This is a genomic window from Actinomadura rugatobispora (assembly GCF_055379765.1).
The window spans coordinates 6,449,559-6,463,516 of sequence record NZ_AP029191.1; the positions used below are offsets into that span (position 1 = coordinate 6,449,559).

Sequence of the window (13,958 nt, forward strand, 5' to 3'; positions counted from 1 at the left end):
ACGTCCCCGCGGAACACCCGGTCCGACCACTCGTACCAGCCGACGATGATGAGCATCTGCCACAGGAACAGGCTGTAGGAGATCCGCCCCAGGAACCGCATCACCCGGTTGCCGAGGACCGCCCCCAGCGCCGCGTGGCCGGGCGGCGCCAGGACCACGGGCGCGACGAACGCGGCGGCGCACAGGCCGTTGACGGCGATGTCCAGCATCGACGTCCACACCACGTCGAGGGACACCAGGTCGAGCGGGCCCGTCGCGGGCGTGGAGGCGATGACGTACAGGAGCGCCGCCCCCGCCCAGCACACGCCCCAGGAACCGGCGATGGTACGGCACAGGCGCGCGACGGGGCCGTCCGGCTCCAGCCGCGCCCAGACCGTCAGCACGGCCAGCGCCATCCCGATCGCGAACCAGGCGAAGAAGCGGGGCAGCCAGAGGCCGAGCAGCGGGTGGTGCTCGGGCACGAACATCGCCGTCGTGTAGACGAACGACAGCGCCGCGTAGACGGCCAGGCCCCGCAGCAGCCTGCGCGCCCGCTCGCCCACGTCGCCGTTACGGCCGCGCCTCGCGTACCAGCCGAGGACCGCCGCGGTGGCGGGCAGGCTCGCGTACCAGGCCGCCTCCACCGCCAGGCTCCAGATCTGGCCGAGCTGTGGCGGGCCCAGGCTGCTCTGCCACCACGGGTCGGGTAGGTAGGTGTGGGTGAGGGTGAGCAGGGGCGCCCAGGTGCCCGGGTCGGTGATGTGGCTCCAGCCCGCGGTGAGCATGAAGCAGATGACCGCGGCCCAGTAGGCGGGCAGGATGCGCAGCGCGCGCTTGCGCAGGTACGTGCGCGTGCGCGGTTTGGTACGGCGCGCGTCCAGCACGGCCGCGGCCCAGGGCCGGTACAGGAGCATGCCCGACAGGATGAAGAAGATGGGGACGCCGATCTGGCCCCCGTTGTAGAGCCAGCCCGACGTGCCTGGAGCGGTGAGGTCTCCCGAGGTGCTGGCCACGTGGTACACCAGCACGGCCAGGGCGGCCACGGCGCGTACACCGTCGAGGGTGTCCTGGTGCCCGGAGATGGGAGGCAGGGCCCTTTCGTTGGCGCTGACGGGCGGAGGAGCGGTGCGCCACTGCACAGCGGCGGGCTGCTGCGCGGGCTGCTGGGCGGGCGTGACGCTCCACCGGCCTTTGCCGCCGCCCGTGCCCGGGTCACTCATCGCCTGCACCCGGCAGCTTGCGCAGGACGAGGACGAGATTCCATGTGGCGACCTCGCGTACCCCTGGAACGCGCACGATGCCGTCCGCCCAGCGAGGGTGATAGCGCGGGATCGCGTCCAGCACCTCCGCCTCGGGGCAGGAACGGGCCCATGTCAGGGCGGCGGCCACGGACACGGCGTGCAGGCTCTCGCCGAAGCGGTTCTTGGGCGGACGGCCGTTCCTGCGCTCGTACCGGCGCGCGGCCCGTTCACCGCCGAGGTAGTGCCAGGGGGACGTCTCGTGACCGCCCCAGGGCGACAGCCAGTTGGTGAAGGACAGGAAGACGATCCCCCCGGGCCGCGTCACGCGCACCATCTCCGCCGACATCCGCCACGGGTCGGGGACGTGTTCCAGGACGTTGGAGGAGAAGCACACGTCGGCGGTGCCCGTCCGGAAAGGCAACGCCAGCGCACTGGCCACCAGGTTGTTCCCGGCCGGAGCGCCGTACGCGGTCAGCTCGGCCGGGTCGAGGTCGATGCCGGCGCAGCGCGCTCCGTGGGCCTCCATCTCGCGAGCGAAGAAACCGGCCCCCGTGCCCACGTCGACGACCGTCGCCCCGTCCAGGCCGGTGTACGAGGCGAGCTGGGCGATCGTGTCGCGCGCCATGAGCCGGTAGAAGGTCGCCGGGTCGGCCTGCTCGCGCCGGAAGGCCGAGAGCAGGCGGACCGACCGGGCCAGCGTCGCCGCGCGCCTGCGGCCGGGACCGTGGCCGAGGCCGGGAGCGGGGCCGGGAGCGGGGCCGAAGGCGCCCGGGGAGCCGTGGGAGCCGGTGGGGCGGACCGTCGACATGGCCACCTCGCGGGGGGTTCGAGGGTTGCGTAACGCCGGATACTACCGACCGGTAGACAGCAGGCGGGAGACCTCCGGCCCGCCGCCGTCGCCGCCGTCGCCGTCGCCGCCGGTCGCGTCCGGCCCCGTCCGCGCGACCCGGCGCGGCAGGAGCGGCGACAGGGCGGCGGCGAGCGCGAACGCCGCGGCGCAGGCCAGCAGCGTGCGGGCGCCCCCGGCGGCGTGCCCGGCCGCGTCCGGCAGCGCCCCGGACACCGTCCCGGACACCGTGCCGGAAACCGTGCCGGAAGCCGCCCGCCCGCCGAAGAAGACCACCCCGGCCAGCGCCACGCCCATCGCGTTGCCGAACTGGATCACCGAGTTCAGCACGCCCGAGGCCGCCCCGGCGTCCGCCGCCGGGATCTCGCCCAGCACCAGGTTGGACAGGATCGGGACGGTCAGCCCCATCCCGATCCCGGCGCCGAACATCCACGGCATCAGGTCCGGGGCCGTCGTCGCCGCGCCGTGCCGGGCCACCGACCAGGCCAGCCCGGCCGTGCCCAGCGCCATGACCGGCGTGCCCAGCGCGACCAGGGCGCGCGCCCTCGGCTGGCCGAACCGGTTGGTGAGCTGGGCCGTGCAGGCGATCCCGGCGGGCCAGGCCAGCCCCACCAGCGCCACCCGCAGCGGCGACCAGCCGAGCCCGAACTGCAGCGTCCACGTCATCACGATGAAGTACCCCGAGACACCGCAGAACAGGACGAACATCAGCGCCAGCCCGGCCGAGTACGACCGGCGCCGGAACAGCCCGGTCGGCACCAGCACCGGCCGCCCGGCCCGCTCCCGCCGCCGCTGGTGCCGCACGAACGCGTACAGGACGGGCGCCGCCGCGGCCATCGACACCGCCGTCCAGGGCGGCCAGCCCTGCTCGCGGCCCTGCACCAGCGGGTAGGCCAGCAGCAGGGAGCCCAGCGCGACCAGCAGCACGCCGGAGACGTCCAGGCGCGACGGCCGGTCCGCGCGCGACTCGCGCATCCAGCGCCACGCGCCCGCCAGCGCGACCAGTCCCACCGGCAGGTTGATCAGGAAGATCAGCCGCCAGCCGAGCGCGTCCCCGGTGAGCAGCCCGCCCAGCAGCGGCCCGCTGACCTGGCCCGCCCCCAGCACCAGCCCGTACAGGCTGATCGCCAGGGTGCGCTCCCGCGCGGACCGGAACTCGGTGGCGATGATCGACATGACCTGGGGCACCATGACCCCGCCGAACGCGCCCTGCGCCACCCGCGCCGCGACGAGCAGGCCGGCGGACGGCGCCGCCGCGGCCAGCGCCGAGGCGGCCGTGAACCCGGCCACCCCGGCCATGAAGACCCGGCGCCGCCCGTAGAGGTCGCCCAGCCGCCCGCCGGTCACCAGCAGCAGCGCGAAGGCCAGCGCGTACCCGGCGGTGAACCACTGCCCGGCCGCGTACGAGGCGTGCAGGTCGGTCTGGATCGCCCGCAGCGCCACGCCGACGATCGTCACGTCCACCAGGTCCATGAACGTGGCCAGCAGCACCGCCAGCAGCGCGAGCCAGCGGCGCGTCCCCGCACGGTCGCCGGGGCGGCCCGCGGAGTGACCCCCCGGATGCGGTGCGGCGCGGGACAAGGGGTACCTTCCGGTAGCGTTCGGCTTATTGGAGGTCCTGTAGGGTAACGCGGGACACGCCGAGCGAGGACCTCATCCCCCGGAGGTGTTCATGCGGCGACCGGTCGGATTGGCACTGATCTGCCTGGGCGCTTTCTGCCTCACGCTCGCCCCGCTGGTCCGGTTCTACATGGCCGACCAGATGGTGCGCGCGCCGCTGAACCGCTACCAGGTGACCCGGCTGGAGGCCCGGAACGCCACGTACTTCGACCAGGCGAGCCTGAAGACGAAGACGGGCGTCACGCTGCAGGCGAGCAACACCGTCCGCGGCGACGTGCGGGCCAACGGGGGCGACGACCGGATCGCGGTCTGGGACTCCTCCACCAACATCTACGACACCGCGAACCCGGACAAGCCCGTCCAGATCCAGGGCTACCGGATCGCGTTCGACCGTGCCAGCTCCCAGCTGGTGCAGTGCTGCGGCGCCCACGTCGACGGCGACGGCTCGGTGAAGATGCGGGGCTACGGGCTGCTGTTCCCGCTCGCGAACGTGCGCAAGCGCGACTACCCGTTCTTCGACATGACCACGAAGCAGGCCGTCCCGATGCGCTACTCCGGTGAGGAGGAGGTGCGCGGGATGCGGGCGTACCGCTTCGTGCAGCAGGTCCCCGACACCAAGACCGCGGCCCTGGACGTCAAGCTGCCGGCCCGCATGCTGGGGCTGCCCGCGAAGACCCCCGACCAGAAGGTGGACCGCTACTCCTCGGCGACCATCACGGTGTGGGTGGACCCGCGGACCGGGATCCCGGTCAAGCACCGCCAGACCATCAACAGCACGGTCCGCACCCCCGACCAGCGCGGGAGGATGACGGTCGCGTCGGCGGACCTGGTCACGATGGAGGCGTTCCAGAAGAGCCTGGTCGACATGGCCAACAGCAACGCGCTGAAGCTCGGCATGGTGCGGTCGTACGTGCCGGTCACGGCGGTCCTGCTGGGGCTGGCGCTGCTGGTGGCGGGCGCGATCGGCGGTCTGGCCGGGGGCGTCCGCGAGCGCCGGGGCGGCGGTCCGGTACCGGCGCCGCGCCGCTCGGACGGCAAGTTCGGCGACACGGCCTCGGGCGCGCCGGCCTCGGGCGCGCCCGCCGCGCCCCCGCCCGGCCGCCAGATCCCCTCGGCCCCGTCCCGCCGCCGCTGACCCCGCTGCTTGATACGTGTTCTACTCACCCCCCTCCTTTGTGGCCTGCCCATGCCCGAAGTGAACTAGAACCTGTTGCAGTTTTCTCTCGGGCGGCCTAGGGTCGAGGCGTGCGGACACGAGTCACCGAACTATTCGGCATCGAGTACCCGATCTTCGCGTTCAGTCACTGCCGCGACGTGGTCGCCGCGGTGAGCCGCGCCGGCGGCATGGGCGTCCTCGGCGCCCTCTACTTCACCCCCGAGGAGCTCGAACTCGAGCTCAAGTGGATCGACGAGAACGTCGGCGGCCGCCCCTACGGCGTCGACGTGGTGATGCCCGCCAAGTACGAGGGCGCGGACCTCGGTGACGCGGGCGAGATGCTCAGCAAGCTCCAGGGCATGATCCCCGCTCGGCACAAGGAGTTCCTGGAGAACCTGCTCGCCGAGCACGGTGTCGAGCCGCTCAGCGAGGAGGGCGCCGGCCGGGCCCTGCTCGGCTGGACCGACGCCACCGCCCGCCCCCAGGTCGAGGTCGCGCTCAGGCACCCCATCGCCCTGCTCGCCAACGCGCTCGGCCCGCCCCCGGCCGACGTCGTCCAGGAGGCCCACGAGCACGGCGTCAAGGTCGCCGGGCTCGCGTCCAACGCCCGGCACGCCCGCAAGCAGGTCGAGGTCGGCGTCGACATCATCGTCGCCCAGGGCACCGAGGCCGGCGGCCACACCGGCGACGTGTCCACGATGGTGCTGATCCCCGAGGTCGTGGACGCGGTCGGCGAGGACACCATGGTGCTCGCCGCCGGCGGCATCGGCCGCGGCCGCCAGATGGCCGCGGGCATGGCGCTCGGCGCCGACGGCGTGTGGACCGGCTCGATCTGGCTCACCGTGGACGAGGCCGACACCCCCGAGAACGCGCGCGGCAAGCTGCTCGACGCGACCTCCCGGGACACCGTCCGCTCCCGCGCCTGGACGGGCAAGCCCGCCCGCTTCCTCAAGACCGCCTGGACCGAGGCGTGGGAGAGCGAGTCCTCGCCCGGCTACCTCCCGATGCCGATGCAGTTCATGCTGATCTCCGACGCGCTGCGCCGCATCAGCCGGTCCGGTGACGGCGAACTGGTCACCTTCCCGGTCGGCCAGATCGTCGGCTCCATGAACCAGGTCAAACCGGCCGCCCAGGTCGTGTACGACCTCATCGAGGAGTACGTCGAGGCCCTCGACCGCCTGAACACCATCACCCAGGCCGACTGAGACCCCGCCCCCCGCCCCCGGGCCCGCCCCGGCGCGGGGGCGGGCCCGGGTCGTCTCAGAAGCGCGTCAGCCAGGCCAGCACGCGCGCCAGCGCGTAGTAGACCCCGGCGGCGATCGCCCAGTTGAGGTAGAGCTGGTGCTCGGGCGAGGACCTGGTGAAGACGTCGTGGAACGGGCTCGCCAGCCAGCGCCCCGCGTCCAGCGTCGCGTCCACCAGGGCGTTGCCGGGATTGGCGTCGCTCCAGGTCAGCAGCATGCCCAGCCCCAGCACCAGGACGGCCGCCCAGCCCGCGGCCAGGATGGTCGCGCTGATCGGGTTGTGCCTGCTGCGCCGCCACCGGGACGGCCTGCGCACCACCACGGTGCGCCGCGGCGCGGCGCCGGTCTCGCCCGGCCCGGTCACCGCCGGGTCCGTGTCGGCCGCACGGTGCTCGCGCCGCCGGAAGATGGAAACGGCCATCGCCTCGTCACGCTCCTTCCGCGGAACAGTCGCTCCCTTGTCTCCCGCGACCGGCCGCGACCAAACGATGGCCGTAATTTCGGACATCCTTAATTAGGGGAGCCGTTCCATCGTGGACGGGTAGCCTCCGCCGCCCGGGTACACCCAGGCGCCGTCCAGGGTGTTGCCGTCCGCGCTCCACGTCCCCCGGAAGTAGGCGGGAGACCCCTTCTCCCCGCCCCAGATGGTCAGGGTGTCGCCGTCCGGCTCGTACACGTAGTCGAACGTGACGCCCTGGTGGCCGTAGAACCGCGACCAGATGTCCTCGCTGGGATCGGAGGCGCCGAACGGCAGCAGCCGCCCGATCACCTCGATCCCCTTGACGTCCTGGCCGTCCTGCCGCAGATCGACCTCCTGCAGCAGAAAGAACCCGCCCTCCATCCACCGGTAGGTGACCGTTCCCTCGCCCCCGCCCGTGACCCGCCACGTCCCGACCAGCCGCTCAAGCTCCTTCATGACCGCTCCTCTCGTTGGGGATTCGGCATAAGACGGCCGGGCCCCGGAAAAGGAATCGGTCACAGCGCGGCGGGCAGCCCGAAGGACTCCAGCAGCCGCGGATCGAACGTCGTGATCTCCGCGATCCGCCCGTCCCGCACCGCCAGCACGTCGAGGTTGACGGGCGTGAACCGCTCCTCGCCCACCCGGCGCACGTAGTTGGCCACCGCCGGCTGCCGGTTGGCCCACAGCGGCAGCGAACGCCACTCGCCCCACGCCGCGTCCCCGGCCAGCACCGGCCCCCACAGCTCCAGGATCGCCTCACGGCCCTCGTACACCAGCCCGTGCGGCGGCATCGTCTGCCGCGCGTCCTCACGCAGCAGCTCCTTGAGCCGGGCGAGGTCGGAGCGCTCATTCGCCTCCACGTACCGGCGCAGGACCTCCCGCTCGTCCGGACCGGCCTGCGCGCTCCACTCGGCGCGCTCCCTCGGCAGGTACGCCCGCAGCGTCATCCGGCCGCGCTGCAGCATGCCCTTCACCGCGGCGACGTTGGTCTCCAGCACCTCGGCCGTCTCCGCGGCCGGCCAGCCCAGCACGTCCCGCATGATGATCACGGCCCGCTGCCGGACGGGCAGGTGCTGGATGGCGGCCAGGAACGCCAGCTCGATCGTCTCCCGCGCCACGACCGCCGCGTCCGGGCCGTCCGCCGCCAGGTCCAGCAGCCGGTCGGGGAACGGCTCCAGCCACGACACCTCGGCCATCATCGCGGGCGCCGCCGACATCTCCCGCTGCCGCACCGGCCCGGCCAGCGCGTCCAGGCAGGCGTTCGTCGCGATCCGGTACAGCCAGGCCCGGAACGTGGAGCGCCCCTCGCAGCTCTCCCGCTTCCGCCAGGCGCGCAGCAGCGTCTCCTGGACGAGATCCTCGGCGTCCGTGAACGACCCGAGCATCCGGTAGCAGTGCACCCGCAGCTCGTGCCGGTACCGCTCGGCCATCTCCGCGAACGCGGCCTCGTCCATGGCGCCCCCCTCCCCGCAGGCGCACATCGTACGACCGCCCCAAGACACCCCGACGACCTGCTTCTTCTTCAACACCCCGATTCCCCCTCCGCCCCTCGTACCCGGACGTCAGGGTCACTACCCGATGTGTCGATTCGATCACTCAGGGATGTCTGGTGCCCGCGGGTGCGGGGTCAGCGGCCCTTGAAGACGGCGGGGCGCTTTTCCTTGAATGCCTTGGAGCCTTCCTTGGCGTCCTCGGAGCCGATGACGGGCCAGCCGATCTCGTCGGAGATCTTCAGGGCCTCCTCTTCCGAGAGGTGCTCGGTCTCGCGGTAGGTGCGGAGGATGGCCTGGACGGCGAGCGGGCCGCACTCGGCGATCTGGCCGGCCAGTTCGCGGGCGGCGGCGAGGGCCTGGCCGTCCGGGACGATCGTGTTGATGAGGCCCATGTCGAGCGCCTCCTGCGGGGTGACGGAACGGGCCGTCAGCAGGATGTCCATCGCGTTGGCGTACCCGATCTGCCGGGGGAGGCGGATCGCGCAGCCGCCCATCGGGAACAGCCCGCGCTTGGCCTCGTACAGGCCCAGGGTGGCGCCCTCGGCGACGACGCGCAGGTCGGTGCCGACGAGGAGTTCGGTGCCGCCTGCGACGGCGTAGCCCTCGACGGCGCAGATGAGGGGCTTGGTGGGACGGCCCTCGCGCAGCAGGCCCTTCCAGTGGAAGTTGGGGATCTGGGCCGCGCGCTCCCGGACGCGGGCGTCCGATGAGGGCGTGCCCATCGCCTTGAGATCGGCGCCCGCGCAGAACTGGCCGTCGGCCCCGGTGAGGATGCCGACCCGCACCTCCGGCGTCTCGGACATGTAGGCCCACGCGTCGGCCAGCCCGACGAGCATGTCGTTGCTGAGCGCGTTGCGCGCCTCGGGGCGGTTCAGCGTCACCACGACCACGTGGCCGTCCTGCTCGACGGTGCAGTGCGCCGTGCTGATGGGCAGCCGTTCGGCCATCGTTCCTCCACTCAACCGGCAGTAAACAAGAACAGATTCTAGTGACAGGAGTTGCCTGTCAACGGGTCTTGCCCAGGAAAACGAGAACGTGATCTACTTTGGTCCCCCGGCACCTGCGGGTGCACCGCGATCACCGAGGAGAACCGATGGGGTCGTTGGGCTTTTGGCGGCTGGCGCAGGCCGATCCCGGGTGGATCGCCGCCGTCGACCCGGACGGGACCGAGCACACCGCCGGCGAGCTGCTGGCCCGGGCCAACCGGCTCGTGCACGGGCTGCGCGCGCTGGGCGTGGAGAAGGGGGACGGCATCTGCGGGCTCGTCCCCAACGGGGTGGACGGCCTGGTGCTGTACCTGGCCGCGCTCCAGGCGGGCTGGTACTACACCCCCGTCAACTGGCACCTGACCGGCCCCGAGATCGGCTACATCGTGGCCGACAGCGAGGCCAAGGCGTTCTTCGTGCACGAGCGGTACGCGGTGGAGGGCGCGCGCGGGGCCGAGGAGTCGGGGATCGACCCGCGGCGCCGGTTCGCGTTCGGCGAGGTCGCGGGGTTCCGGCCGTGCGGGGAGCTCGTGGACGGGCAGCCGGACACGCTGCCGGACGACCGCAGCAACGGCGCCACCATGCACTACACCTCGGGCACCACCGGACGGCCCAAGGGGGTGCGCAGGACGCTCGGCGGGATCGACCCCGACGACAGCGCGGAGCTGATGTCCTTCCTGCTGGGGCTGTTCGGGATCCCGCCCGGAAGGCCCGCGGGACGGGAGCCGCAGGCGCACCTGGTGACCTCGCCGAACTACCACACGGCCGTCACCCAGTTCGGCGGCACGTCGCTCCAGATGGGCCACACGCTCGTCTACATGGACAAGTGGGAGGCCGAGGACTGCCTGCGGGTGATCGAGAAGTACGGCATCACCAACACGCACATGGTCCCGACCCACTTCAAGCGGCTGCTGGCCCTCCCGGAGGAGACCCGCAAGCGGTACGACGTGTCGTCCATGAAGTGGGCGATCCACGCCGCCGCGCCCTGCCCCGTCCCCATCAAGAAGCAGATGCTCGACTGGTGGGGCGACTGCGTCTGGGAGTACTACGCGGCCACCGAGGGCGGCGGGACGATCGCGAGCCCGCAGGAGTGGCGCGAGCATCCCGGCACGGTCGGCAAGGCGTGGCCGATCAGCGAGCTGCTCATCGTGGACGACGCCGGCGAGCCCGTCCCGGCCGGCCGCGACGGCACGATCTACATGAAGATGGCCGGCACCGAGTTCGAGTACAAGGGCGACCGGGAGAAGACCGAGAAGAACCGCCTCAAGGACTTCTTCACCGTCGGCGACATCGGCCGCCTCACCGAGGACGGCTTCCTGTTCCTGTCCGACCGCAAGTCCGACATGATCATCTCGGGTGGCGCCAACATCTACCCGGCCGAGATCGAGAACGAGATCGTGCTGCACCCCAAGGTCGCGGACGTGGCCGTCTTCGGCATCCCGGACGAGGAGTGGGGCGAGCAGATCAAGGCGGTCGTGGAGCCCGCCGCGGGCACCGCGCCCGGCCCGGAGCTGGCGGCGGAGATCCTTGCGTCCCTGGAGGGCCGGCTGGCGCGGATGAAGTGGCCCCGGTCGATCGACTTCATCGAGGTCATGCCGCGCGAGCCGAACGGCAAGCTCCTCAAGCGCAAGCTGCGCGACCCGTACTGGAAGGACCACCAGCGTGCCATCTGAGGCCCTCGACCATGTATTGGAGTTCCCCGGCGGGTACACGCGGTCGGTCGGGCCGGTCATCGGGCGGTTCCTGAGCGAGCTGCGCGACGGGCGGCTGGTCGGCGTGCGGACGGCCGGCGGGCGGGTGCTGGTCCCGCCGGTGGAGTACGACCCCGACGGCGGCGAGCCGGTGACGGAGGAGTTCGTCGAGGTCGGCCCGATCGGGACGGTGCAGACCTGGTCGTGGGTGCCGCGGCCGCTGAAGAACCATCCGCTGGACCGCCCGTTCGCGTGGGCGCTGATCCGCCCGGACGGCGCCGACACGGCCCTGCTGCACGCGCTGGATCTGGGCGTCGTCGACGAGGGCGCCGATCCGCCGCGGTTCCTCAAGACCGGGATGCGGGTCCGTCCGAGGTACCGGGCGGAGCGGACCGGCGCGATCGGCGACATCGAGTGCTTCGTCCCCGAGGTCACGATGATCAACGCGCCGACCCGGCTGGAGTACCGGCTCCGCGGCGGGCGGGCGCTGGACCGCTTCCTGGAGGGGATCTCCGAGGGCCGGATCCTCGGCCACCGCTGCGGCGTGTGCGGCGAGGTGATCGTCCCGATGAAGGGGCTGTGCTCGCGCGACGGCGTGCCGACCACCGAGGAGGTGGAGCTGCCCGACACCGGCACCGTCACCACCTTCGCGGTCAACAACCTGCCCGATCCGCGCGCGCCCGAGGTCCCGTTCGTGTCGGCGTACGTCCTCCTGGACGGCGCGGGCCTGCCCATGCTCGCCCTGGTCGCCGGGATCCCCGCGGACCAGGTCCGGATGGGCATGCGGGTCAAGGCGGCGTGGCGTCCGCGCGAGGAGTGGGACCGGAGCATGGCCAACATCAAGTGGTTCGAGCCGCTCGACGAGCCCGACGTGCCCTTCGACACGATCAAGGACTACGTGTGAATCGCGAGCGGCCGCGCGGCGGCTGGACTGAGGAGCGCAGGGAGCGAGGGACGAGCGACCGGAGCGACGAGGGAAGCCGTCGCGAAGAAACGGCCGCGAGCCGCCGAGCGGAGGCGAGGCAATGAATACCGACATAGCGGTGGTCGCGTTCGTGCAGAGCGAGCACGCGGCCGAGGACGCCGGGCTGTCGGAGGTGGAGATCCTCGCGCCCGTCATCACCGAGATCAAGGAGCGGACCGGGTTGAGCCGGTTCGGGTTCACCTGCTCGGGGTCCAACGACTACCTGGTCGGGGCACCGTTCTCGTTCGTGTCCGGGTTGGACGCGGTGGGGGCCTGGCCGCCGATCTCCGAGAGCCACGTGGAGATGGACGCGGCCTGGGCGCTGTACGAGGCGTGGGTGAAGCTGCGCCACTCCGAGGTCGATACCGCGCTGGTGTACGGGTTCGGGAAGGCGTCGCAGACCGTACTGCGTGAGCTGATGACGCAGCAGCTCGACCCGTACTACCTGGCGCCGCTCGGAATCGACCAGGTGTCGCTGGCGGCGCTGCAGGCCCGCGCCTACCTGGAGCGCTCGGGCGCCAAGGAGGACGATCTGCGGGCCGTGGCGGCGCGGTCGCGGGCGGCGGGCCGCGAGAACCCGTTCGCGCTGCATCTGCCCGACCCGTCCGGTGACGAGGGCTACGACGTGGCGCCGCTGCGGCCGTACGACGTCGCGCCGTCCGCCGACGGCGCCGTCGCGATCGTGCTGGCGACCGGTGACAAGGCCCGCGAGCTGTGCGAGCGGCCCGCGTGGATCCGCGGGATCGACCATCGCAGCGAGGCGCACTCGCCCGGCGTGCGGGACCTGTCCCGGTCGGCGGCGACCCGGATCGCGGGCGAGAGGGCGGGCGCCGCCGGCGTGCAGGTCGCCGAGCTGCACGCGCAGTTCTCGCACGAGGAGCTGATCCTGCGGGAGGCGCTCGGGCTGGGCGAGGACGTCACGGTCAACCCGTCGGGCGGCCCGCTGTCGGCCAACCCGCCGATGGCGGCCGGGCTGATCAGGATCGGCGAGGCCGCGGCCCGGATCCACGACGGCTCCGCCACCCGGACGCTCGGCCACGCCACCGCCGGCCCGTGCCTGCAGCAGAACCTCGTCTGCGTCCTCTCGGGAGAAGAAGACCATGGGTAACCCGTGCGCCATCATTGGTGTGGGGCAGACCGCCTACAAGACCAAGCGGCTGGACGTGTCGATGGCCGGGCTGCTGCGCGAGGCGGCCGCGAAGGCGCTCGACGACGCCGGGCTGACCTGGAACGACATCGACGCCGTCGTGCTGGGCAAGGCGCCGGACCTGTTCGAGGGCGTGATGATGCCCGAGGCGTACCTGGCGGACGCGATGGGCGCGGCGGGCAAGCCGGTCATGCGGGTGCACACGGCCGGGTCGGTCGGCGGGTCGACCGCGATCGTGGCGGCGAGCCTGATCCAGGGCGGCGTGCACGACCGGGTGCTGACGGTGGCGTGGGAGAAGCAGTCGGAGTCGAACGCGACGTGGGCGCTGACGGTGAACTCGCCGTACTCGACGTCGCTGGTGGTGGGCGCGGGCGGCTACTTCGCCCCGCACATCCGGGCGTACATGCGGCGGTCCGGCGCCCCCGACCACATCGGCACGCTGGTCGCGGTCAAGGACCGGGAGAACGCGCTGAAGAACCCGTACGCGCACCTGAAGATCCCCGGCATCTCGCGCGCGATGGTCGAGTCGACGCCGATGCTGTGGGAGCCGATCCGCTACCTGGAGACCTGCCCGTCGTCCGACGGCGCCTGCGCGATGGTGCTGGCCTCCGAGGACGCGGCGCGGCAGGCCCCGAACAGGCCCGCCTGGGTGCACGGCACCGCGATGCGCTCCGAGCCGATCTTCTTCGCCGGGCGCGACACCGTGAACCCGCGGGGCGGCAAGGACTGCGCCGCCGACGTGTACCGGCAGGCCGGGATCGCCGACCCGCGCCGCGAGCTGGACTGCGCCGAGGTGTACGTGCCGTTCTCCTGGTACGAGCCGATGTGGCTGGAGAACCTGGGGTTCTGCGGTGAGGGCGAGGGCTGGAAGCTGACCGAGGCGGGCGCGACCGCGCTGGACGGGGACATCCCGTGGAACCCCTCGGGCGGCGTGCTGTCGTCCAACCCGATCGGCGCCTCCGGGATGATCCGGTTCGCCGAGGCGGCGCTGCAGGTGCGCGGGCTCGCCGGGGAGCACCAGGTGGACGGAGCGCGCCGCGCCCTGGGGCACGCCTACGGCGGCGGCGCGCAGTTCTTCGCGATGTGGATCGTCGGCTCAGAGAAGCCCTAGAAGCGCCCCCCGGGCGCCT

The 13,958-nt window shown here is 72.4% G+C and carries 12 protein-coding genes and 1 pseudogene; 6 read left to right on the forward strand and 7 right to left on the reverse strand.

Going from position 1 to position 13,958, the window contains the following annotated elements:
* Positions 1 to 14 precede the first annotated feature (14 nt).
* From ACZ466_RS28870 to ACZ466_RS28880, 3 genes and pseudogenes are all read right to left on the reverse strand, one after another.
* Positions 15 to 1,199 (reverse strand): annotated as a pseudogene (locus tag ACZ466_RS28870) (acyltransferase family protein); the annotation flags it as partial.
* Positions 1,192 to 2,028 (reverse strand): class I SAM-dependent methyltransferase, encoded by an 837-nt coding sequence (locus ACZ466_RS28875; protein WP_378279153.1) that lies wholly within the window; start codon positions 2,026 to 2,028, stop codon positions 1,192 to 1,194. The pseudogene ACZ466_RS28870 and the gene ACZ466_RS28875, both read right to left, overlap by 8 nt.
* Positions 2,029 to 2,070: 42 nt before the next feature.
* Positions 2,071 to 3,648 carry an MFS transporter gene (locus tag ACZ466_RS28880; RefSeq protein ID WP_378279151.1) on the reverse strand — a complete coding sequence of 526 codons (1,578 nt, stop codon included), beginning with the start codon at positions 3,646 to 3,648 and terminating at the stop codon, positions 2,071 to 2,073.
* A 91-nt stretch (positions 3,649 to 3,739) separates the two neighbouring features.
* Between ACZ466_RS28880 and pgfA the strand changes: the two genes are divergently transcribed.
* Both pgfA and ACZ466_RS28890 read left to right on the forward strand, forming a co-directional pair.
* Positions 3,740 to 4,822 carry a cell envelope lipid trafficking protein PgfA gene (pgfA, locus tag ACZ466_RS28885; RefSeq protein WP_378279149.1) on the forward strand — a complete coding sequence of 361 codons (1,083 nt, stop codon included), beginning with the start codon at positions 3,740 to 3,742 and terminating at the stop codon, positions 4,820 to 4,822.
* Between the two features lie 110 nt (positions 4,823 to 4,932).
* A complete protein-coding gene (locus ACZ466_RS28890) occupies positions 4,933 to 6,048 on the forward strand; it encodes an NAD(P)H-dependent flavin oxidoreductase (RefSeq protein ID WP_378279147.1) in 1,116 nt (371 codons plus the stop codon).
* A gap of 55 nt (positions 6,049 to 6,103) precedes the next feature.
* Here ACZ466_RS28890 and ACZ466_RS28895 read toward each other — a convergent pair whose 3' ends face one another.
* The 4 genes from ACZ466_RS28895 to ACZ466_RS28910 all read right to left on the reverse strand — a co-directional run bounded on the left by ACZ466_RS28895 (position 6,104) and on the right by ACZ466_RS28910 (position 8,987).
* Positions 6,104 to 6,508 (reverse strand): hypothetical protein, encoded by a 405-nt coding sequence (locus ACZ466_RS28895; RefSeq protein ID WP_378279146.1) that lies wholly within the window; start codon positions 6,506 to 6,508, stop codon positions 6,104 to 6,106.
* A gap of 93 nt (positions 6,509 to 6,601) precedes the next feature.
* A complete protein-coding gene (locus ACZ466_RS28900; RefSeq protein WP_378279144.1) occupies positions 6,602 to 7,003 on the reverse strand; it encodes a hypothetical protein in 402 nt (133 codons plus the stop codon).
* A gap of 59 nt (positions 7,004 to 7,062) precedes the next feature.
* Entirely contained in the window at positions 7,063 to 8,001 is a 939-nt protein-coding gene (locus tag ACZ466_RS28905; RefSeq protein ID WP_378279142.1) for an RNA polymerase subunit sigma-70, read from the reverse strand.
* A 173-nt stretch (positions 8,002 to 8,174) separates the two neighbouring features.
* Positions 8,175 to 8,987 carry a crotonase/enoyl-CoA hydratase family protein gene (locus ACZ466_RS28910; RefSeq protein ID WP_378279140.1) on the reverse strand — a complete coding sequence of 271 codons (813 nt, stop codon included), beginning with the start codon at positions 8,985 to 8,987 and terminating at the stop codon, positions 8,175 to 8,177.
* A 146-nt stretch (positions 8,988 to 9,133) separates the two neighbouring features.
* On the opposite strand from ACZ466_RS28910, the gene ACZ466_RS28915 reads away from it, so the two are divergent.
* The 4 genes from ACZ466_RS28915 (at position 9,134) to ACZ466_RS28930 (ending at position 13,939) form a co-directional block, all read left to right on the forward strand.
* A complete protein-coding gene (locus tag ACZ466_RS28915; protein ID WP_378279139.1) occupies positions 9,134 to 10,699 on the forward strand; it encodes an acyl-CoA synthetase in 1,566 nt (521 codons plus the stop codon).
* On the forward strand, positions 10,689 to 11,621 hold the full coding sequence (locus ACZ466_RS28920; protein WP_378279137.1) for a Zn-ribbon domain-containing OB-fold protein: 933 nt from the start codon (positions 10,689 to 10,691) through the stop codon (positions 11,619 to 11,621). The genes ACZ466_RS28915 and ACZ466_RS28920 overlap by 11 nt, the downstream gene beginning before the upstream one ends.
* 121 nt (positions 11,622 to 11,742) lie before the next feature.
* The gene (locus ACZ466_RS28925) at positions 11,743 to 12,789 is read left to right on the forward strand and encodes a thiolase domain-containing protein (protein ID WP_378279135.1); all 1,047 of its coding nucleotides are present in this window, start codon (positions 11,743 to 11,745) and stop codon (positions 12,787 to 12,789) included.
* Complete coding sequence (locus tag ACZ466_RS28930; protein WP_378279133.1) at positions 12,782 to 13,939, forward strand: thiolase domain-containing protein; 1,158 nt, start codon at positions 12,782 to 12,784, stop codon at positions 13,937 to 13,939. Before ACZ466_RS28925 ends, ACZ466_RS28930 begins: the two co-directional genes overlap by 8 nt.
* The last annotated feature ends 19 nt before the right edge of the window (positions 13,940 to 13,958 follow it).

What these genes read in the sequence shown, in the direction of transcription:
- ACZ466_RS28900 (WP_378279144.1), bottom strand. Translation starts at nt 7,003, where the DNA reads ATGAAGGAGCTTGAGCGGCTGGTCGGGACGTGGCGGGTCACGGGCGGG.
- ACZ466_RS28925 (WP_378279135.1), top strand. Translation starts at nt 11,743, where the DNA reads ATGAATACCGACATAGCGGTGGTCGCGTTCGTGCAGAGCGAGCACGCG.
- ACZ466_RS28905 (WP_378279142.1), bottom strand. Translation starts at nt 8,001, where the DNA reads ATGGACGAGGCCGCGTTCGCGGAGATGGCCGAGCGGTACCGGCACGAG.
- pgfA (WP_378279149.1), top strand. Translation starts at nt 3,740, where the DNA reads ATGCGGCGACCGGTCGGATTGGCACTGATCTGCCTGGGCGCTTTCTGC.
- ACZ466_RS28930 (WP_378279133.1), top strand. Translation starts at nt 12,782, where the DNA reads ATGGGTAACCCGTGCGCCATCATTGGTGTGGGGCAGACCGCCTACAAG.
- ACZ466_RS28895 (WP_378279146.1), bottom strand. Translation starts at nt 6,508, where the DNA reads ATGGCCGTTTCCATCTTCCGGCGGCGCGAGCACCGTGCGGCCGACACG.
- ACZ466_RS28875 (WP_378279153.1), bottom strand. Translation starts at nt 2,028, where the DNA reads ATGTCGACGGTCCGCCCCACCGGCTCCCACGGCTCCCCGGGCGCCTTC.
- ACZ466_RS28910 (WP_378279140.1), bottom strand. Translation starts at nt 8,987, where the DNA reads ATGGCCGAACGGCTGCCCATCAGCACGGCGCACTGCACCGTCGAGCAG.
- ACZ466_RS28915 (WP_378279139.1), top strand. Translation starts at nt 9,134, where the DNA reads ATGGGGTCGTTGGGCTTTTGGCGGCTGGCGCAGGCCGATCCCGGGTGG.